The organism is Kitasatospora sp. NPDC087315 (genome assembly GCF_044744345.1).
Lineage (GTDB): Bacteria > Actinomycetota > Actinomycetes > Streptomycetales > Streptomycetaceae > Kitasatospora.
The window spans coordinates 32,726-49,237 of the sequence record NZ_JBIUYD010000021.1; the positions used below are offsets into that span (position 1 = coordinate 32,726).

The window sequence follows — 16,512 nt, forward strand, 5'->3', positions numbered from 1 at the left end:
ACTGGGGCCTCTCGGCCGCCGGGCACCCCCTCACCACCGAGAGGAACACCGTGCTCACCCTGCCCCGCACCCGCCCCCAGCTCCCCGCCGGATGGCCCCAGCCCCGCTACCGCGAGTACCACCGCGCCATCAACGTCGCCCGAATCATGGACTTCCTGCTCGCCGAACAGATCGTGCACAGCGCCGAGCAGGCCACCGACCAACTGATCACCGACGCCGCCCGCGCGATCGCCGCCGGACACGACGACCCGTCCCCCGAGACCTGCCAGGCCGTCCGGAACGCCATCGCCGCCATCATCACCACCCCGCTGCCGCCGCTCAGCAACGACGACGCCATGGACCAGCTCCACGCACTCCTCGACGGCACCGAGTGGACCGCCAACGGGTGGGAGGAAGTCGCCCGGATCATCCGCGCCACCGGCCGCACCATCACCGACCCCAGCACCTGACCACCCGGTCCCGCCCGACCAGGGCGGCACCACCCACGACTCCGAGGATCCGATGAACAACCAGAACGACCCGCGCGAGCACTACGCGATCCGCACCGACGACGGCCACTACCTCCACCACATCCCGCACCACCTTCTGGAGCGCTACCGCCCAGGCGACACCGTCACCCTGACCAGCAACGGCCAGCCGCTCACCCCCACCCCCGGCCTCCGCCACTGGTGGACCGCCGAACAGCCCGTGACCGGACCGCTGACCGTCCACTGGACGCCGTACCCGAAGACCATCGGCTACCAGCTGAGCGACCCGACCGACGAGTCCAAGCAGTTCCCCGCCACCATCACGCCGGCTCAGCACAGCGACATGAGGCACGACTTCGGCGACGTCATGTACCGCCTCTACGACCCGGTCAACGAGCAGCAGCCCAAGCAGCACGAGACCCTCACCACCGGTCCGTGGCGCACGCTGGAGGGCGCCCCACCCCCGGCCGAAGACGACCCCCGGTGGGTTGTCGACCTGCCCGCCTCGCTCACCAACTACCCCGAGTACCGGTGGTGGCTGCCCGGCAAGCTCGGCGGCCTCTACGACGCTGTCGAAGCCCACGCCAAGCGGAAGCGCACCAGCCTGTTCGGCGTCGGTCGGTCAACCGCGCAGTACGACGGCGTTGAAGGGCATCTGCGGGTCGAGATCGACGTTCCGTTCGCCAGGCCCGTCACCCGCCAGAAGACCACCGACTGGCGAGGCAAGAAGCTGAAGCGCCCCGAGACCGTCCAGGAAACCGTCAAGCGCAAGCTCGTCCTCCCCGTCCCCACCTGGGTACACGGCGACAGCTACGCCGACGCCCTCGCCGACTGGACTGCGCAGTTCACCTTCTGGACCGACCTGATCAACTCCGAGACCGGGGTCAAGGCCTGCAACCACTGTGGCGGCCACGGCTACATTCCCAACGGCGCCGAGAAGTACACCCCCGCCCCCGCCTCCCGGGAGAACTGATGGCAGACATCGCCGTCCAGGCCGCGATCAAGGCCGTTGTCGCCAACCTGACCCAGCAGGTGGTCGCCGAAGCCACCGCCGACGCCCGGGCCGCTGTCGAGGCCGCCGCCATGCAGCAGCGCGGCTGACCCCACCATCCCACCCGGCCCCCGCCCGCCATCCCAGCGCGGCGGGGGCCGACCCGTACCCGGAAGGCAACCCTGGTGAACACCCCCATCACGGCCGCCGAGCCGTGCCCCCTCCACCCCGAGAAGAACCGCTACGCCACCGCAGAGACCGCCGAGAAGGCCGCCACCCCCCGCGCGATCCTCCTCGGCTATCGCCGCCAGCGCCCCTACCTCTGCGGAGCCTGCGATTGGTGGCACATCAGCACCAAGCCCCCGCGCGCCATCTCCGCCCCCACCGGCCCCGACGGCCGGCCGTACGACCACGAGGCCCTGGTCCGCTGGTTCAACGAGTGCCCCCGCGACATACAGCAGCACCTGGTCCTCAAGGACGTCGAACAGCTCCTCGTTCCCGAACTCGCCGCCGCACTGCGCGACCCGGCCTGCGTACCGGCCTGGCTCCACATCCTCAAGCAGCAGCGCACCGCCGCGGCCACCGCCGCCGCCGGGCCGATCGGCGGCCGCCGCGCCGCCCGGGCCCGCCTTGCCCTGCTCACCGCCAAGCAGGCCGAAGCCCGCACCCTGCTTTCCATCCAGCCGACTGCCCCGCCGGCCGGAAAGGCCGGCCCTGGAACGGTCCGCGACTACGCGGCCGCCGCGCTCCGGCGCCGCCGCGCCGCCGAAGCGCACGCCGCCGCTGTCGAACTCCTCATCGGCCGCCACCCCGCCGAGTTCGCCCAACTGCTCGACCACGCCCGTCTGCAGCACAGCCTGCCCCCGGTCGACGACAACGCCACCGCGGCATGAACACCGTCTCCCGCCACGGACTCACCCTCTGCCCCCTCTGCCAGCAGACCGTACGCACCACCATCACCGCCGCCGGCCGCCGCCAGGCCGTCGACCCCGAACCCGACGACCAGGGCAACGTCGTTGCCCGCCTCGACCACACCGGCACCTGGCGCTCCCGCGTTCCCACCGCAGACCTGCCCCAGGCACTCCATGAGAAGCGGTTCATGCCACACGCCGCCACCTGCACGCGCTCCGGCCGGACACTCTCCCCGGCCCGGCTTCCCGAGGGGGTGGCCAGCCTCGACGCCCACCGCAGACGGCGCAGCACGCCTCAGCGCTTGTTCTAACCCAATAAATGACTTGCAAAGTGGATGCTGTTTATGTAGGTTCTCTTTCACCGCGAAGATCACCGCACCTCCACCGGGTGGTGCCCGACCTCGAGGAACCACACCTTGACCACCATCACCCCCAACCCGCCCTCCCCGTACGCCACCGCCGACCCCAACCTGCGCCACACCCTTGCCCCGCCGAACAACCTCCTCGGCCGGTTCCGCACCCCGGCCAGCACCCTCGCGCTCACCGACTGCCGCGCCCTGGCCGTCGTCCCCAACCAGCCGTACAACTTCAGTGCCTCGCCGGTTCTCCCCGACGGCCTCTGCACCACCTGCATCGCCACCTGGATATACGACGAACCCGCACCGGCCGCCCCGCTCGCCCAGCCCTGCGAACGCTGCGACGCCCTCACCCAGCACGGCACCCTCTGCGCCGTATGCCGCATTGACGCCCACGACCGCTGGACTGCCGACGGCTGCCCGTCCTGGGAGGCCACCTACGAACCCGGCAACATCTCCACCTTTCACCTGGGCTGGCACCACACCCCCCACACCGCCCGCGCCGCCGCCCGAGCCTGGTTCTGGGAACAGCACACCGACACCCACACCCTGCTCTGGTATCCCGTCGAACCAGGCACCGACAACTGGTACGAGGCAAACCGCATCAACCATGACGGCACCGAATCGCCAGCCAACCTGATCATCCGTCGACTTCGAGGCACCCAAACCGCCGCCTGACCACCCGGAGACCCGCCATGGCCGCCGCCTACCTACCCCTCGGCAGCACCCGCTACCACCTCGACGCCAACTGTCCGGCCCTCGACACCGCCCGCCTCCACAACGGCGGCATCGTCGCCGAGATCACCCCCACCACCGGCTACACCCCGTGCCTGCTCTGCGTCGATACCGCCCCCACCGAGTGGACCGTCACCACGGAGACGATTGCCGAGCTGTGGGAGCTCATCGGCCCCGCCAAGTACCACACCAGCATCAACCCCGACACCGGCCGTGTCGCCATCGACGGCCTCACCCTCCTCGAACACGGCAACGCTGACCGCCAGTTTGCCCGCTTCGGGGACACCATCCGCTTCGACCGCAACGGCTGCTACCGCGTCCGGCCCGCCGCCCCGTCTACCTGAGGACCTGAAATGGATGTCACCGAGTTCGCCCGCCGCCAGATCGAATCCGCCCGCACCACCCTGCTCGCCGAGACCGAGCGCGTGGCCGACCACGCCCGACACATTCATGCCGACGCTCAGGCCGGACGGCGGGTGGCCGGCGACCTGGAACGGCTCATCCAGTACGCCACGGCCGCCCTGCGCCGCGCCGCCCAGCTGGAGGGCATGGAGGAGATGGCCTCCTACACGACCGGCCCCGAGGCGCGCACCCCGCCGCCCGCCGCCTGACCGGACCCGCCCGACCTGCGCCCAGGAGAACCCCATGGCCCAGCCCTACCCGCACCGCCTGCGCCTCCACGAAGGCCGCAACACCCACGCCGCCCGACCGGTCCGACTGCCGGACGACACCACCGCCCTCCTCACGCCGTGCGGCTACATGAACGGTCCCCGAGACGAGCTGAAGGCCGACGACGCGGTGATCACCTGCCGTGCCTGCGTCCGCACCATCACCACCGAGGAGACCAGCCGATGACCCAGCCCCAGCCACGGCACTTCGTCCACTGCTACGTCTACGACGGCTTCGACTGCACCTGCAGCATCCCCGCAGGCACCTACGACGGCGACCGCCCCGGGCCCGAGGAGAGCCAGCCCGAAGCCGACTGCAGCAACTGCAGCAACTGCAACGCCGTCGACCGCAGTACCTGCCCGACTTGCAGTTGCACCCCCGCCCTGCCCGCCCAGCCCATCGACCTCCCCGCCATCCAGGCCCGCACCGACGCCGCCACCCCCGGACCCTGGTGGGCGGCCTTCGTCGCGGCCGCCCGCACCGACGTGCCCGCCCTGCTCGCCCGGGTCCGGGAACTCGAGGCCGAGCGAGCCTTGTACGTCGGTGTCGAACCCACCATCGCCGAGGAGATGGCCGAGCTGAACCGGCGCCTCGACGCCGTCGAGAGCCTGCTTCCCGCAGACCCTGCCGAGGACATCAACGCCAGCTGGATTCCGCCCCACCGCATCCGCGGCGTCCTCAGCGGCCCCACGCCCGCCGCCGAGACCGTGGCCAACGACCGCCCCAGCGGCCCGCAGACGCCCGCCTGAGCGCCTGCCAGCCCCAGACCGGACCACGAGCCCAACGGGGGCGCGCTGGCCCGCCAGAGCGCCCCCACAGCCCCGCCATGCCGAGAGGGATCACGATGCACCAGCCGATCGCCACTGACCGCGGGCAGCATGAAGCGCCGCGCGGCGTCGGCCGGCGGTTGTTGCAGGGCGGGGTGGGTCAGGGCTTCGGCGGCTCGGGTCGCGCGGGGAGCTTCGCCCCGGGGCGCCGCAGGTACCAGGCGGCGAACTCGTTCAGCAACTTGGCGCGATCGGCGCCCTGGGCCTTGGCGGCGACGAGGAGGTCGGTCCATGTGTCGTCGTCGAAGCGGACTGATCGGTGCTGGGTCTTCGGGGCGTTCGGCATGGCCACACAGTACCCCGGGTGTACGTACATCGAAAGCCCGGAAGCCCTTGTGGTGTACGTACACCAGGCGCTATGGTGTACGTACACCCCGACGGAGAGCAGGGAGCCCGCCATGGACCTCACCCACACCCGGATCGAGAACGGCACCACCACCCTCATCACCACCCGCGCCGCCCTCGACGAGATCAACGCCGGACAGATGGACAAGGCCGTGAAACGCACCATCCGCAGCATGGCCGCCGCCCGCAGCAGCGCCGACATCGAGTACCGCGACGGCCGCAAGGTCCGCATCCGGCCCGCCACAGTCGAGGAGATCGCCGAGCACACCACGCCGGCCAAGTTCCAGCCCGGCCAGCGCATCGTGGTCGGCAACGGAACCGTGCAGACCGTGGTGAAGGTGGCCGACCGCATCGGCAGCGAGCCGCAGCGTGTTGAGGTCGAGGGCAGCCTTCAGTGGCTCGCCGACGACTGCGAACCCGCTCCCGCCCTGGAGTACCGCACCCTCAAAGGCGCCAAGGTCGGCGACGTCATCACCCTCTGGCAGCGCGGAGACAAGAAGGGCCCCGTCGGCGAGCCCATCACGATCACCATCACCGGCACCCGCAGCGGCTGGGACGCCCGCTACCCCAGCGGCCGGGAGGGCTTCCTCGGCGGCACCGGTTCCAAGTACTGGGTCGTCGCCTGACCCACTCCCCGGGCGGCCGGAACCCACCGGCCGCCCGCCGGACCGGTCCGACCCCACCCGCGCCCGCCACACCAACAACGGAGATACGCCGATGAACGACCTTGACATCCCCACCATCCCAAGCGCCCTCGCCCACCTCATGTGGGAGCTGGAGCAGAACACCAAGCCCGGCGAGCCCGACCCCCGCTCCGCCCTGTGGGACCGCCTGTTGCTCCAGGAGGGCTATGACGTCGCCGCCCCCCTCTGGTCCGCCGCCTGCGCGTACTACGACCACGACCACACCGAGAGCTGACCAACCAGCAGGGGCGGCCGTACGGCCCCCGTCGCGTCCGCCCCGGCACCCGACGCCACACACACCCACCACGGAGACCCACATGGCCAAGCGCACCGCCCGCCAGGAGATCGAGCGAGCGTTCCACGTCAGCTTCAAGCTCCCCGAGCAGTCCGCCCAGTTGCTCGACGCCTACGCCGCCGAGGTGCTCGCCCAGGCCCGCAGCCGCGTGGCCGTCCTGCCGACCGCCAACTACGGCCGGCTGATCGCCGCCACCCGCGAGCAGATCCTCAACGCGATCACCGCCGCCGGTGGTGCCCGGTGACCGACACCCCGCCGCCCAGCCTCCGCGACCGCATCGAGCACGCCCTCCGCACCGCAGCCGTACCGTGGGCCGCCACCATGCCCCCGATCACCCAGCACGGCGAAGACGAACACCGTTCCGAGACCGGATGCTCGCTCTGCCACGGCGACGCCCCGTCCATCGCCGATGCCGTCATTGCGCTGGTGCAGCCCGAGTTGGACGCCCGCGACGCCGAGAACGCCAGGCTCCGCGCCGAGAACGAGCGGCTGCAGGCCGCCGCCGCCACCCTCTCCGCCCTCCACGCCTACGGCGTCGACAACTGGGACGGCTACAGCGACGCCCTCCGCGCCCTCCACGGCGAGGACTGCGACTAGCCCGCCCCCAGCGGCCCGCAGACGCCCGCCTGACAGCCCCACAGCCCCAGACCGGACCACGCAGCCACGGGGGCGCGCTGAGCCGCCAGAGCGCCCCCACAGCCCCGCCACACACACCCACCACGGAGACCCACATGTCCCAGCCCACCGCCCGCCAGCGCCTGGAGAACCTCCTCGACCGCTACCGGGCCGAGACCGTCAAGACGCCCCTCGACACCCACCACGCCGACGCCCTGCGCCTCGCCGCCGACGTGCTGGAGGCTGGCAATCCCGACCGGAGCCCCGGGTTCAGCGACGGCGTCGACTGGGCCGTCGCCACGCTCCGCTCCGCCGCCGACAAGACCGTCGGGGGCGACCGGTGACCGCCACCCCGCCGCCCAGCCTCCGCGAGCGCCTGATCGCCGCCCTCGACGAGGACACCATGCGCCCCCGTGACCAGCGGCAGGGCCTCATCGAGGCGATTCTCACCATCGCGCAGCCCGAGCTGGACCGGCTCACCACCGCCCTCGAAGTCGTGACCGCTCAGCACGCGAAGGCCATCACCGCCCGGGACAAGACCGCCCGCAAGGCCAAGCTCCGCACCGACATCGCCGACGCCGAACTCGCCACCCTGCGTACGGCGGTGCGCGACCTCGGTGGTGGCCCCGTGCAGGTGCAGAACCTGTACGCGCAGCTCAACCTCCGCACGCGCCAGTGGACGGAGGCAAAGGCCGAACTGGACGCCCGTGACGCCGAGAACGCCAGGCTCCGCGCCGAGATCCTCGCCCAGGGCGACGCGCTCATCCGCAGCCGTGCCGAACTGGCCTCCGCCCGCGCCAACGCGTTCACCGAGGCCGCCGACCACCTCGACCGGATCGCCGACGAGGTCGAAGCCAAGGTCGCCGCCTACTACGGGCCGGAGTCCGGAATCGGCCCCGGATCCGCCGGCATGGTCCGCATGGACGCCAAGGAGCTCCGCACCCTCGCCACCGCCCGCACCCCGACCAGCTGAGGACCCGCCCATGTCCGCCACCCGCTGGACCCGATACCCCAGCCCCGAAGCCAAACTAGCCGCCCTCACCCAGCCCATCGTCGGTGGCCACCTGGAGTGGACCGGCCCGACCAGTGACGGCCACCCCCTGCTGAAGCACGCCGGACGCAAATGGCCACCGGTCACCATCGCATTCCGGACGCACTACGGCCGCGACCCGATCGGCACCGTCCGGCCCGGCTGCGGCGTCCCGCACTGCCTGGCCGGCGCCCACCTCGACGACACGCCCACCCGGGTCGCACACCGAGCCGCATACGCCGCACTCGGCCTCTGACGCCCCCTGACGCCCGACGCCGCCCGCAACCGCGGGCGGCCACGACCTGAGGAGCACCCCCGATGGGCATCTGGAACAGCGCCGTCCTGCTGTACGGCATCCCCCTCCCCGACAACCACGACGCCGCCGGCTCGCAGGGCGAGGAACTCCGCGACAGCGTCCTCAACCACCACGACGGCATCAGCCACGCCTCCGCCGGCCCGTACGACCGCCACACCACCTACCTCTGCACCGAGTACGCCGACGCGGACATGGGCGAGACCGAGACCCTCGCCCCCTTCGACCCGGCCGGGCAGGACGAGCGCGACGCGCGCCTCCACCACGCCTGCCTGGAGCTCGACTTCGCCGACCACCCCGACCCGGCCTGGCACCTGATCGCCAGCCAGAGCTGACCCGCCCGCCCCGGCCTGCCGCACCCGGCGGCAGGCCCCACCCCGACCCGAGGAGCACCAGTGACCGACCAGCCCGCCGACCTGCTCACCGCCGCAGCCCAGCGCCTTCGCGAGCACCCCACCGCCCCATACGACCAGCCAGTCAGCGAGTGGCTCGACGCTTACGCCGCCCGCTTCGTCACCTGGCGTGGCCCGCACATCTCCGCCGAGCTGGGCCACGCCCTGGCGGTGGCCCGTGCGGTGCTCGGCCAGAACGGCGGCCAGCAGTGACCCGCCCTCTTACCCCGCGCGAGGCCGACGCGATGCGCTACGCCACCAGCGGCCTCGACCCTGCCCAAATCGCCCGCCGCCTCGGCATCACCCCCAGCGCCGTCAGGTCCACCCTCCAGCGCGCCAGCCGCAAGCTCGGCGCCCGCACCCTCGACCACGCCATCCAGATCCACAACCAGCCCACCCCGAAGGAGACCCCCATGCCCGGCCAGACCCCCGCTCAGATCGCCTACCAGGCCTACGGCGCCGCCACCGGCGGCCGCACCTACGACGGCCGCCCCATGCCCGCCTGGGAGGAAGAGCAGGCAGCCGGCTCGGCAGTTGCCCGACTCATCGCCAAGCTCGGCGCCCGCGACCGCGCCAACCTCGTTCACATCGCCCACCAGCAACGGCTCCTCACCCACGTCAAGTGCGGCACCCACAACGGCTACCGCCGCCACCAACGCCTCCGCGAACTGGCCTGCCCGGACTGCCGCGACGCCGAAGCCGACCGCAGCGCCCGCCGCCGAGCCGCTGTTCGTACCGAGACCCGGAGTGAGGCCGAAAAGGCCTACAGCGGCTACGCCGACGCGAACCGGGAGGCAGCGCGCCAGATCCGGGCCATCATCGCCCCGGCCTTCGACCAACCCACCTCCTGAGGAGACCCATGACCCCCGACCAGCTCGTCTGGCCGGGTGTTGGCGCATCGTTGCAGGTCAGCGGGGATGTGTTGACCACGTTGAGGACGTGGGGTGCCCATCTCCCCCATAAATGACTTGCAAAGTGGATGCTGTTTATGTGAGAGTGGAGTCACCGACAACGAACCACCACAACTGGGAGGACCCCGTGTCCAAGGCCTTCACCATGTACAAGTCGCCTTCTGGGAACGGCGGTTACATGCTCACCCCCGTCAGTCAGGTCCAGGCGGCGGCCGAGCATGGCAACAACGTAGCTGTGCTCCACGGCGACGGCTCCGTGTCGATCACCTACGCCATTGGCACCCGGACGACCCGCTACACCCCCGTGACCAAGTCGGAGGCCGACGCGATCATGGACGCGAACGGTGCCCGGTTGCTGGCCGCCCAGGTGCTGCTGGAGCCGGTGCGTGCCGCCCTTCGTGCGGCGGAGGGCGTGCAGGACGGGGTGCACATGCTCGAGGGCCCCGGGGCGCGTACGGGCGTGGTGGCTTTTATCGGCAGTGCCAGGGTGAACGTGATCTGGTGGCACGCCACCTTTGAGGAGCAGCTGGCGGCCGAGCGGCCGGGGCAGGACCCGTGGGCCGACGGCGGCGCCAGGGGGGCGGTTCGCCCCGTGCTGGAGGCCTTCGCGCGGGAGTACGGGGCCGTCCTGGCGGAGAACCGGGGCAACTTCACCATCACCCCGGCCTAGTGCCGGTGTCGCCCCGGGTCCGCACCGGGGCGGCACCCTCCCCGCTCAACATCCCCGCTCGCCCGCCCTGGGGCGGGCCCTGCCCCTTCACGGAGGTTCCCTCGTGCTGCGTCTGATCATCGCTGTTCTGTTCATCGCCCCGGCCCCGCTGGCCGACCAGCCCATGCGCGTCGCCATCCGTGTCACCGCCACCGGGATGACCGTGGCCCGGGTCCTGCCCGAGCCGGCCTGTGCCGCCGCCAGCGATGCCCTGACCGTCGCCCTGGAGGCTGAGGGGCTGGAGTCTTACGGGGTGAGCGCCCGCACCTTCCGTGAGGCTGCCGCCGCCGTCCAGCGGCTCTACGGCGCCGACCAGGCGCCCGGGCCGGACAGCTACCCGCCCACTGTCTGCTGACCGGTGTTCGGGGGCCGGCCCCGGGGGAGTGCCTCGGGGCCAGCCTTTTGGGCTGGTTCCACCACCCCTATAAACGACTTGCAAAGTGGATGCTGTTTATGCGAGTGTGGTGCCACCGACAACGAACCACCACAACACGGGAGCCCCCCATGGCGCAGACCACCACCCTCACCGCGGAGCAGCTCGGCAACTACCGCCGGCTGCTCACCAGCCCCTGGCGCCTGTTCACCCGCACCAGCCGGGCCGCCCTGCGCCACCTCCTCGAAGCAGCCGAGCGCCAGGCGCAGCAGCACGCCGAGGACACCGCCACCGGCGCCCGGCCCCACACCGTCATGGCCGTCGAGTCCTCCGTCACCCCCACGACCGCGAAGGCCACCGGCATCCTGCTGGCGGGCGCCGCCGCCGGACACGTCCTCATGCCGTTGTCGGTCACTGCCGGACCGAACGCGGTGTGCGTCGTGGTCCGCCCCGCAACGCTGGAGCAGTGGACCGCATGGACAACGGCGATCGGCGCCCGGCCGGGCGAGACCATCCACCGGGGCAGCGTGTCGAAGGCGAAGGGGTGCCGCGCGGGGGCGCCGGTCGTGCTCATCGGCTACGGCGTGAGTGCCCTGTTCGTCACCGACGCCCGGGCGGTTCGGTAGCCGGGCCCCCGGCCCGGACCGGTGCAGCGCCCCGCTCCGGGCTGTTCCCCGGGGCGGGGCGCAGCCGTGTCCGGCGCCGGCCAGTACAGGCCGGCGGCGGGGGAGTGGAGAGGCCGGGCCGGAGAGGTTCAAGATCAACTCTATAAATGACTTGCAAAGTGGATGCTGTTTATAAGAGGATGGGGTCACCGACAACGAACCACCACAACCGGGAGGGGCCCCCAATGATCCACGCCGACACCACCAACACCGCCGCCACCACCACCCGCCTCATCCGCGCCATGGACCGCCAGCACCCCGTCACCATCACCTACACCAAGGAGAACGGCGAACAGTCCGTCCGCACCATCGAGATCTACGACCTCGTCATCTCCAGGGCCGGTGACGTCCTGGTCAAGGCGATGGACCGCAGCACCGGCGAGTCCCGCTCCTTCCGCATCGACCGGATCACCGGCTACACCGTCCACCGCACCGCCTACCTGGTCGAGCGCACGGAGACCGACACCCCCGCCGCCCCCACCCTGCGCCACCCCGGCAACCCGGCCGCCCTCCTGTGCCCCACCGTCGCCAAGTTCGCCGACCCGGTCACCGTCCTGGCCGGTCTCCTCTCCCTCTGACCCGCCCGCCGGGCCGCACCCCACCAGGTGCGGCCCGGCCCCACCACCACCCCACCGGAAGAGGCCACCATGACCACCACCGTGCCCAGCCCCGCCGCCGCCCTCACCGAGATCGCCCGGCTCACCGACGAACTGCGCAGCCTGTACCGCCTCCCCGCCCGCACCGACGAAGACGACCAGCGCATCACCGACACCAAACTCCGGCTGCGCACCCTGGCCGCCGTCCCGCCCACCGGCCACACCCTCCCGAAACCGGCCGCCGACCTCATCGCCCACGCCCACACCCACGGCTGGGAGGCCTACCCCTACTGGACACACGGCCCCGGCATCGAGAACCCGTTCGTCCTCGTGCACCTCGCCTACCTGCTCACCCCCGCCGAATCGGCCAACTACCGCTCCGACCGCTGGACTTTCCAGTACACATGGCACTCCCGGGGCTGCGCCCCCGGCCGGATGCGCCGGTTCGGCGCGGGCACCGTGTGCAGCCCGGGCGGCCTGCACAACGCCCCCGCCCCCTCCCTGCGCACCGCAATAGCAGTCATCGCCAACCCCGTCCGCCCGTAGCCTCCGCCCGGCTGCGCCCCGCCCCCGGGGCGCAGCCGGGCCCCGCCCCGACCGAAAGGAACACGCCCCCCTTGACCGCCGTCCCCAACGCCCTGGTCATCCACGACAGAGGCAGCCTCGAACTGGTCGTCCTCCCGTTCGGCACCGGCGGGTTCGCCAGTGCCCTGGACGACATCCTGGACTGTGACCTCATCACCGCCATGACCCTGACCGAGCGTCTGGTCGTCTGGCGCGACGACGACGGCATCAACAGCGGCAGGCCTGTGAACCGGGCTGCGGGCGCTCTGATCCAGCGCCACCGCCGGGACCTCCTCCCCCCGGCCTGGGCCGTCTGGGGCCGTGCTGTGCTCACCGGCGGGGCCGACCTGGCCGAGCTTGCGCAGCCGCTTACCGCCGATCAGCTCGCCGGTGCCGTGTCCGTGCTCAACAGCATCGGTCCGGCGTCCACTGCCCGCTGACCGTGCCCCGTTTCCCCGGGGTGCACCCGGGGGAACGGCCGGCCCCGTCCGTGCGGTCGGGGCCGGCGGGGCCGTGGTAGATGGCCAGGCCTGATAAACGACTTGCAAAGTGGATGCTATTTATGTCAGAGTGGTGCCCACACCGAGAGCAACACCAACGCGAGGAACCCCATGAACCCGCACCTCTGCGACTGCGACCCCTGCTGCCGCACCGTCCCCAGCTGCCACGAACCCACCTGCCCCGCCATCAAGACCACCCCCACCCCGGCACCCGCCTCCGACGGCGAGTAGCCCCACAGACCGGGCGGCCCCACCCCACAGGGCCGCCCGCCCGCAGCACCACCGAGCGCGGCCACGACCGAACACCGGTCACCCCCGAACCGACACGGGGACACGGCCCCCGGGGCGCTGCGAACACCCGGACCAGCCGGAGCGCGGACGCGCGGACCCAGGGCGGACCCCCTCCCGCCGCCCAACAACTCCGCTTCCCCCTCCGGCCGGTCCGGGCCCACACCACCACCACACGAGAGTGAGCCCCGCCATGCCCAGCACCGCCGTCTTCGTCCTCCGCACCGCGACCGCCCTCGACGCCGCCCCCGTCATCGCCACCGTCCTCAACGACCTTCCCCCCCTCCTCGGCACGCCGCTCTCCTTCACCTACCGGGTTGACAGCATCACCGCAGACCTTGAGAACTGGCTCACCCCCGACCAGCGCAACACCGTCTCCAGCATCCTCGCCGACCACTTCATGCACGCCGGATGGGGCTTCAGCCACACCCTCCAGCACGGCACCACCACCACCCTCACCACCCACCTGACCCACCCCACCCAGACCACCCTCACCGGCCACCCGGCCACCGACACACGCCCCGTACTGCTCTCCACCACCCTCGCCGCCTTCGTCAACCGCATGACCAACCAGGACACCATCGACCACCTCACCCAGCCGCTGTCCTGCCCCGAGGCCACCGTCATCGCCGACCTGCTCGATGTTCTCGGCCACCAGGACGCCGCGAACACCTGGCGCACCCAGCACGCCGCCGCCGACCCCGACACCGCTTGCACCCTCCGCTGACCCACCCCACCCCCGCCCCGAAACGGAGAACCACGTGCTCACCACCCAGACCCCGGCGACCTGCCACCATCTCTTCGCCCACCCGGCCACCGACGCCGACCACGACGCGCTCACCGACGACCTGGCCTACTTCCGCAGCATCGGCGACGGAGCCGGCATCCTCATCGCTGTTGCCCGGCTGACCGGCGCCGCCGCCTGCCGCAGCCAGCTCACCGGGGCAGCACGGTGAACCTTCTGACCCTGCGCCACCGCGTCCACATGCTCCTCGGCGGCGAAGCCGAGCAGCACGACAGCGACATCACCACCGTCACCATGTCCAACCCGGTCCAGGCCGGTGGGCCGTGGGCGATCGTCGTCACCACCGCCGACCAGCACACCCTCCGCCTGACGTTCACCGACACCGGCACCGAGTACTACACCTACCGGGCCGAGATCGATCACTTCAACGGCATCGCTCTCGGCACCTACACCAGCCCCGCTGACGCCCGCCTGCACATCGAGACCCACTACACCGACATGTACGGCCCGATGCCGATGCGCTGGTCCCCCGAGATACCAAAGGCCGACGAACCCCAGACCCTCTACGTCACCAAAAACGGCAGGGAGTGGGCCACCAGCTGCCGGGTGATGCCCGTACCGGTCCGGGACTGTTACGACCCCGACGCCGAGGAGTAGCCGGGCCCGACCGGCCCGGCCCCCACCCTCCCTGCCCGCCGCTGAACCACCACCGGGCGGCCGCCGGTATCAGGCGGCCGCCCCTGCCCGGGCCACCGTCAACCAGCGCTTCACCGAGAGGACCGACATGCCGTACGCCGTACTCAGCCGACGCCCCGCCGAATTCAGTGACGCCAGTATCGGACCCATCACGCACCACACTGAGCAGCCCGTCGAACCGCTGACCATCTCCTGGGACAGGCAGGTCGACACCCCCCACGACCCGGCCAAGCCGACCGTCGTCCACTGCGTCACCACCGACGGCCGCCCCGTTCTGCTGCTCCTCGATGAGGAACTGCGCGAGGCCCTCGGCCTGGCCCTGGTCGACCCGAGCCTGCCCGACGTCGAGACGGACCAGCCCGGCCCGCACCGCGCCCGCCGGCGGTTCGCACCGCGCCGCCACGTCCGTATCCGCTGACCCCGCCGCCCGGCCGGAACACCTCCGGCCGGGCCCGACTCCCAGGGGAAAACCGTGCCAGGCCCCCAGAACCCCCGCACCGGCCTACCGCCGGCCCCGGCGCGCTGCGACCGCCGCACCTACACCCTGATCGCCGCCGAAGCCGCGGCCACCGCCGGCCGGATCGCCCGCGGCCCGCTCCTCAACCCCGCCGGCCACCACCAGGCCGTCCCGGCCGGCCTGCGCCGCCACCCACTCATACCCTGACCCGGCCTCCGGCCAACGACGAAGCCCCCGGCCCGTGTTGCTCACAGGCCGGGGGCTCCACCTACGACTCCCGCACACCACTCTAGGACACCACCGTCCCGGTCACGCTGTTCCGTCGTGCCACGCCGTCTTCAGCGCCGACACACTGAACCCCGGCCCGAAACCGATCAGCAGACCCCGCTGCCCGGCCTCCGGCGGATCCGCATGCGTGCGCTCCAGCACACGCAGCACCGACGGCCCGCCGAGGTTGCCCTCCTCGTCCAGCGACGCCCACGAGTTCCGGAGCCACTCGGCCGGCACGTCCAGCTCGAGCGCCAGGTCGTCGAGGATGCTCACCCCGCCGGTGTGCGCGACCACGAACTCCAGCGGCCACGGCCCGGCCGCTCCGCCGGCCAGCCACTTCCGCAGCTCCGGCGCCATGTCGCGCACCGAGTCCGTCGCGGACTTCTCGCTGTCGAAGTGGATCCCGAGCTCGTCGACCCGCTTCCTGTAGCGGGTCTTCGTGCCAGGGATGACGTACTCCCACGTCTCCCCAACGGCCAGACCCGGGCCGAGAGGTGAGTCCGATACGACTGTGGCGATACCGGAGTCCCCCCACAGCGCCTTGTAGATCATGTGCTCGATCCGGTCGTCACCGTGGTGGTACATGCTCGACAGCGACTCCCCGCCGGCCACCAGCACCCGCGTTCCCGGGTGCGCCCGAACGTAGGTCGCGGCCATCACCAGGGCGTGTGCACCGCCCCCGCAACCCAGTTGCGTCATCGGCCACCGGCTGACCGTGGCCGGCAGGCCCAGCGCGTCCTGGAGGTGGATGTCGAGGCCGGGAACCCAGTCCGTGGTGCTGCTGGTGGTGATGATGCAGTCCACGTCGTCCGGGGCCGTCCCGGTGGCCTTCAGTGCCGCCTCGCAGGCTGCGGTGGTCATTGCCAGGACGTCGGCGATCGCGGTGGTGTTGCGTTCCTCGACGGTGCGGTCGGCCAGGACGACGTCCAGCGGCTGCGAGAAGCGGCGCGCCGCCGGGGACTTGGCGAGGACCCGCTTGATCACCCCCATCCGGGGGTGGTCGGCGTGCCGGACGGTGATGTCGTCGATCAGCTCCTGGATCGTCACGACGTGCTCACCGAGTACGGAGTGCGGCCGGGCTATGTAGGCGTGCGGCATGGGAGTTCCCC

Annotated in this window: 33 protein-coding genes; 31 read left to right on the forward strand and 2 right to left on the reverse strand. The window is 71.6% G+C overall.

Features of this window, described 5'->3' with window-relative positions; all coding sequences use genetic code 11:
* Positions 1 to 50: 50 nt before the first annotated feature.
* From ACIO5D_RS27110 to ACIO5D_RS27155, 10 genes are all read left to right on the forward strand, one after another.
* The gene (locus ACIO5D_RS27110; RefSeq protein WP_400798414.1) at positions 51 to 449 is read left to right on the forward strand and encodes a hypothetical protein; all 399 of its coding nucleotides are present in this window, start codon (positions 51 to 53) and stop codon (positions 447 to 449) included.
* 52 nt (positions 450 to 501) lie between these two features.
* Positions 502 to 1,440, forward strand: a complete 939-nt coding sequence (locus ACIO5D_RS27115) for a hypothetical protein (RefSeq protein ID WP_400798417.1) — start codon at positions 502 to 504, stop codon at positions 1,438 to 1,440.
* Complete coding sequence (locus ACIO5D_RS27120; protein ID WP_400798420.1) at positions 1,440 to 1,568, forward strand: hypothetical protein; 129 nt, start codon at positions 1,440 to 1,442, stop codon at positions 1,566 to 1,568. Before ACIO5D_RS27115 ends, ACIO5D_RS27120 begins: the two co-directional genes overlap by 1 nt.
* Before the next feature lie 75 nt (positions 1,569 to 1,643).
* Positions 1,644 to 2,351, forward strand: coding sequence for a hypothetical protein (locus tag ACIO5D_RS27125; protein ID WP_400798423.1), 708 nt, complete (start codon positions 1,644 to 1,646; stop codon positions 2,349 to 2,351).
* Complete coding sequence (locus ACIO5D_RS27130; RefSeq protein WP_400798426.1) at positions 2,348 to 2,680, forward strand: hypothetical protein; 333 nt, start codon at positions 2,348 to 2,350, stop codon at positions 2,678 to 2,680. Before ACIO5D_RS27125 ends, ACIO5D_RS27130 begins: the two co-directional genes overlap by 4 nt.
* 105 nt (positions 2,681 to 2,785) lie before the next feature.
* Positions 2,786 to 3,403: a hypothetical protein gene (locus tag ACIO5D_RS27135; RefSeq protein ID WP_400798429.1), complete on the forward strand. Its 618-nt coding sequence runs from the start codon at positions 2,786 to 2,788 to the stop codon at positions 3,401 to 3,403.
* A gap of 17 nt (positions 3,404 to 3,420) precedes the next feature.
* Positions 3,421 to 3,804 (forward strand): hypothetical protein, encoded by a 384-nt coding sequence (locus ACIO5D_RS27140; protein ID WP_400798432.1) that lies wholly within the window; start codon positions 3,421 to 3,423, stop codon positions 3,802 to 3,804.
* 9 nt (positions 3,805 to 3,813) lie between these two features.
* Positions 3,814 to 4,071 (forward strand): hypothetical protein, encoded by a 258-nt coding sequence (locus ACIO5D_RS27145; RefSeq protein ID WP_400798435.1) that lies wholly within the window; start codon positions 3,814 to 3,816, stop codon positions 4,069 to 4,071.
* Positions 4,072 to 4,105: 34 nt separating this feature from the next.
* Positions 4,106 to 4,315, forward strand: a complete 210-nt coding sequence (locus ACIO5D_RS27150; RefSeq protein ID WP_400798438.1) for a hypothetical protein — start codon at positions 4,106 to 4,108, stop codon at positions 4,313 to 4,315.
* A complete protein-coding gene (locus tag ACIO5D_RS27155) occupies positions 4,312 to 4,878 on the forward strand; it encodes a hypothetical protein (protein WP_400798441.1) in 567 nt (188 codons plus the stop codon). The genes ACIO5D_RS27150 and ACIO5D_RS27155 overlap by 4 nt, the downstream gene beginning before the upstream one ends.
* A gap of 178 nt (positions 4,879 to 5,056) precedes the next feature.
* Here ACIO5D_RS27155 and ACIO5D_RS27160 read toward each other — a convergent pair whose 3' ends face one another.
* Positions 5,057 to 5,242 (reverse strand): hypothetical protein, encoded by a 186-nt coding sequence (locus ACIO5D_RS27160; RefSeq protein WP_400798443.1) that lies wholly within the window; start codon positions 5,240 to 5,242, stop codon positions 5,057 to 5,059.
* Between the two features lie 112 nt (positions 5,243 to 5,354).
* On the opposite strand from ACIO5D_RS27160, the gene ACIO5D_RS27165 reads away from it, so the two are divergent.
* The 21 genes from ACIO5D_RS27165 (at position 5,355) to ACIO5D_RS27265 (ending at position 15,340) form a co-directional block, all read left to right on the forward strand.
* Positions 5,355 to 5,927: a hypothetical protein gene (locus ACIO5D_RS27165; protein WP_400798446.1), complete on the forward strand. Its 573-nt coding sequence runs from the start codon at positions 5,355 to 5,357 to the stop codon at positions 5,925 to 5,927.
* Positions 5,928 to 6,018: 91 nt separating this feature from the next.
* Positions 6,019 to 6,219 (forward strand): hypothetical protein, encoded by a 201-nt coding sequence (locus tag ACIO5D_RS27170; RefSeq protein ID WP_400798449.1) that lies wholly within the window; start codon positions 6,019 to 6,021, stop codon positions 6,217 to 6,219.
* An 82-nt stretch (positions 6,220 to 6,301) separates the two neighbouring features.
* Positions 6,302 to 6,523, forward strand: a complete 222-nt coding sequence (locus tag ACIO5D_RS27175; protein WP_400798452.1) for a hypothetical protein — start codon at positions 6,302 to 6,304, stop codon at positions 6,521 to 6,523.
* Positions 6,520 to 6,876 carry a hypothetical protein gene (locus tag ACIO5D_RS27180; protein WP_400798455.1) on the forward strand — a complete coding sequence of 119 codons (357 nt, stop codon included), beginning with the start codon at positions 6,520 to 6,522 and terminating at the stop codon, positions 6,874 to 6,876. Before ACIO5D_RS27175 ends, ACIO5D_RS27180 begins: the two co-directional genes overlap by 4 nt.
* A 134-nt stretch (positions 6,877 to 7,010) precedes the next feature.
* Positions 7,011 to 7,238, forward strand: coding sequence for a hypothetical protein (locus ACIO5D_RS27185; RefSeq protein ID WP_400798457.1), 228 nt, complete (start codon positions 7,011 to 7,013; stop codon positions 7,236 to 7,238).
* Positions 7,235 to 7,867: a hypothetical protein gene (locus tag ACIO5D_RS27190; RefSeq protein ID WP_400798460.1), complete on the forward strand. Its 633-nt coding sequence runs from the start codon at positions 7,235 to 7,237 to the stop codon at positions 7,865 to 7,867. Before ACIO5D_RS27185 ends, ACIO5D_RS27190 begins: the two co-directional genes overlap by 4 nt.
* Positions 7,868 to 7,877: 10 nt before the next feature.
* Positions 7,878 to 8,180 carry a hypothetical protein gene (locus ACIO5D_RS27195; RefSeq protein ID WP_400798463.1) on the forward strand — a complete coding sequence of 101 codons (303 nt, stop codon included), beginning with the start codon at positions 7,878 to 7,880 and terminating at the stop codon, positions 8,178 to 8,180.
* Between the two features lie 62 nt (positions 8,181 to 8,242).
* A complete protein-coding gene (locus tag ACIO5D_RS27200; protein WP_400798466.1) occupies positions 8,243 to 8,572 on the forward strand; it encodes a hypothetical protein in 330 nt (109 codons plus the stop codon).
* A gap of 60 nt (positions 8,573 to 8,632) precedes the next feature.
* Positions 8,633 to 8,842, forward strand: coding sequence for a hypothetical protein (locus tag ACIO5D_RS27205; RefSeq protein ID WP_400798468.1), 210 nt, complete (start codon positions 8,633 to 8,635; stop codon positions 8,840 to 8,842).
* On the forward strand, positions 8,839 to 9,480 hold the full coding sequence (locus ACIO5D_RS27210) for a response regulator transcription factor (protein ID WP_400798471.1): 642 nt from the start codon (positions 8,839 to 8,841) through the stop codon (positions 9,478 to 9,480). Before ACIO5D_RS27205 ends, ACIO5D_RS27210 begins: the two co-directional genes overlap by 4 nt.
* Before the next feature lie 187 nt (positions 9,481 to 9,667).
* Positions 9,668 to 10,210: a hypothetical protein gene (locus tag ACIO5D_RS27215; RefSeq protein ID WP_400798473.1), complete on the forward strand. Its 543-nt coding sequence runs from the start codon at positions 9,668 to 9,670 to the stop codon at positions 10,208 to 10,210.
* A 103-nt stretch (positions 10,211 to 10,313) separates the two neighbouring features.
* Positions 10,314 to 10,604 carry a hypothetical protein gene (locus tag ACIO5D_RS27220; RefSeq protein WP_400798476.1) on the forward strand — a complete coding sequence of 97 codons (291 nt, stop codon included), beginning with the start codon at positions 10,314 to 10,316 and terminating at the stop codon, positions 10,602 to 10,604.
* 149 nt (positions 10,605 to 10,753) lie between these two features.
* Positions 10,754 to 11,248, forward strand: a complete 495-nt coding sequence (locus ACIO5D_RS27225) for a hypothetical protein (protein ID WP_400798478.1) — start codon at positions 10,754 to 10,756, stop codon at positions 11,246 to 11,248.
* Between the two features lie 224 nt (positions 11,249 to 11,472).
* The gene (locus ACIO5D_RS27230; protein WP_400798481.1) at positions 11,473 to 11,865 is read left to right on the forward strand and encodes a WYL domain-containing protein; all 393 of its coding nucleotides are present in this window, start codon (positions 11,473 to 11,475) and stop codon (positions 11,863 to 11,865) included.
* Positions 11,866 to 11,934: 69 nt separating this feature from the next.
* Positions 11,935 to 12,429, forward strand: a complete 495-nt coding sequence (locus ACIO5D_RS27235) for a hypothetical protein (RefSeq protein ID WP_400798484.1) — start codon at positions 11,935 to 11,937, stop codon at positions 12,427 to 12,429.
* Between the two features lie 71 nt (positions 12,430 to 12,500).
* A complete protein-coding gene (locus ACIO5D_RS27240; RefSeq protein WP_400798487.1) occupies positions 12,501 to 12,887 on the forward strand; it encodes a DUF3846 domain-containing protein in 387 nt (128 codons plus the stop codon).
* A 541-nt stretch (positions 12,888 to 13,428) separates the two neighbouring features.
* Positions 13,429 to 13,962 carry a hypothetical protein gene (locus ACIO5D_RS27245; RefSeq protein ID WP_400798490.1) on the forward strand — a complete coding sequence of 178 codons (534 nt, stop codon included), beginning with the start codon at positions 13,429 to 13,431 and terminating at the stop codon, positions 13,960 to 13,962.
* 34 nt (positions 13,963 to 13,996) lie between these two features.
* Positions 13,997 to 14,191, forward strand: a complete 195-nt coding sequence (locus ACIO5D_RS27250; RefSeq protein WP_400798493.1) for a hypothetical protein — start codon at positions 13,997 to 13,999, stop codon at positions 14,189 to 14,191.
* Positions 14,188 to 14,637, forward strand: a complete 450-nt coding sequence (locus ACIO5D_RS27255) for a hypothetical protein (RefSeq protein ID WP_400798495.1) — start codon at positions 14,188 to 14,190, stop codon at positions 14,635 to 14,637. The genes ACIO5D_RS27250 and ACIO5D_RS27255 overlap by 4 nt, the downstream gene beginning before the upstream one ends.
* 127 nt (positions 14,638 to 14,764) lie before the next feature.
* Entirely contained in the window at positions 14,765 to 15,094 is a 330-nt protein-coding gene (locus ACIO5D_RS27260) for a hypothetical protein (RefSeq protein WP_400798497.1), read from the forward strand.
* A 54-nt stretch (positions 15,095 to 15,148) separates the two neighbouring features.
* Complete coding sequence (locus ACIO5D_RS27265) at positions 15,149 to 15,340, forward strand: hypothetical protein (protein ID WP_400798499.1); 192 nt, start codon at positions 15,149 to 15,151, stop codon at positions 15,338 to 15,340.
* Between the two features lie 102 nt (positions 15,341 to 15,442).
* On the opposite strand, the gene ACIO5D_RS27270 is transcribed toward ACIO5D_RS27265, so the two are convergent.
* Entirely contained in the window at positions 15,443 to 16,501 is a 1,059-nt protein-coding gene (locus ACIO5D_RS27270; RefSeq protein WP_400798501.1) for a PhlD, read from the reverse strand.
* Between the last annotated feature and the right edge of the window lie 11 nt (positions 16,502 to 16,512).

Excerpts from the sequence above, each read along its gene's own strand:
- ACIO5D_RS27115 (WP_400798417.1), top strand. The coding sequence starts at position 502 with ATGAACAACCAGAACGACCCGCGCGAGCACTACGCGATCCGCACCGAC.
- ACIO5D_RS27120 (WP_400798420.1), top strand. The coding sequence starts at position 1,440 with ATGGCAGACATCGCCGTCCAGGCCGCGATCAAGGCCGTTGTCGCCAAC.
- ACIO5D_RS27130 (WP_400798426.1), top strand. The coding sequence starts at position 2,348 with ATGAACACCGTCTCCCGCCACGGACTCACCCTCTGCCCCCTCTGCCAG.
- ACIO5D_RS27140 (WP_400798432.1), top strand. The coding sequence starts at position 3,421 with ATGGCCGCCGCCTACCTACCCCTCGGCAGCACCCGCTACCACCTCGAC.
- ACIO5D_RS27145 (WP_400798435.1), top strand. The coding sequence starts at position 3,814 with ATGGATGTCACCGAGTTCGCCCGCCGCCAGATCGAATCCGCCCGCACC.
- ACIO5D_RS27150 (WP_400798438.1), top strand. The coding sequence starts at position 4,106 with ATGGCCCAGCCCTACCCGCACCGCCTGCGCCTCCACGAAGGCCGCAAC.
- ACIO5D_RS27155 (WP_400798441.1), top strand. The coding sequence starts at position 4,312 with ATGACCCAGCCCCAGCCACGGCACTTCGTCCACTGCTACGTCTACGAC.
- ACIO5D_RS27160 (WP_400798443.1), bottom strand. The coding sequence starts at position 5,242 with ATGCCGAACGCCCCGAAGACCCAGCACCGATCAGTCCGCTTCGACGAC.
- ACIO5D_RS27165 (WP_400798446.1), top strand. The coding sequence starts at position 5,355 with ATGGACCTCACCCACACCCGGATCGAGAACGGCACCACCACCCTCATC.
- ACIO5D_RS27170 (WP_400798449.1), top strand. The coding sequence starts at position 6,019 with ATGAACGACCTTGACATCCCCACCATCCCAAGCGCCCTCGCCCACCTC.
- ACIO5D_RS27175 (WP_400798452.1), top strand. The coding sequence starts at position 6,302 with ATGGCCAAGCGCACCGCCCGCCAGGAGATCGAGCGAGCGTTCCACGTC.
- ACIO5D_RS27185 (WP_400798457.1), top strand. The coding sequence starts at position 7,011 with ATGTCCCAGCCCACCGCCCGCCAGCGCCTGGAGAACCTCCTCGACCGC.
- ACIO5D_RS27195 (WP_400798463.1), top strand. The coding sequence starts at position 7,878 with ATGTCCGCCACCCGCTGGACCCGATACCCCAGCCCCGAAGCCAAACTA.
- ACIO5D_RS27200 (WP_400798466.1), top strand. The coding sequence starts at position 8,243 with ATGGGCATCTGGAACAGCGCCGTCCTGCTGTACGGCATCCCCCTCCCC.
- ACIO5D_RS27225 (WP_400798478.1), top strand. The coding sequence starts at position 10,754 with ATGGCGCAGACCACCACCCTCACCGCGGAGCAGCTCGGCAACTACCGC.
- ACIO5D_RS27230 (WP_400798481.1), top strand. The coding sequence starts at position 11,473 with ATGATCCACGCCGACACCACCAACACCGCCGCCACCACCACCCGCCTC.
- ACIO5D_RS27235 (WP_400798484.1), top strand. The coding sequence starts at position 11,935 with ATGACCACCACCGTGCCCAGCCCCGCCGCCGCCCTCACCGAGATCGCC.
- ACIO5D_RS27245 (WP_400798490.1), top strand. The coding sequence starts at position 13,429 with ATGCCCAGCACCGCCGTCTTCGTCCTCCGCACCGCGACCGCCCTCGAC.
- ACIO5D_RS27260 (WP_400798497.1), top strand. The coding sequence starts at position 14,765 with ATGCCGTACGCCGTACTCAGCCGACGCCCCGCCGAATTCAGTGACGCC.
- ACIO5D_RS27270 (WP_400798501.1), bottom strand. The coding sequence starts at position 16,501 with ATGCCGCACGCCTACATAGCCCGGCCGCACTCCGTACTCGGTGAGCAC.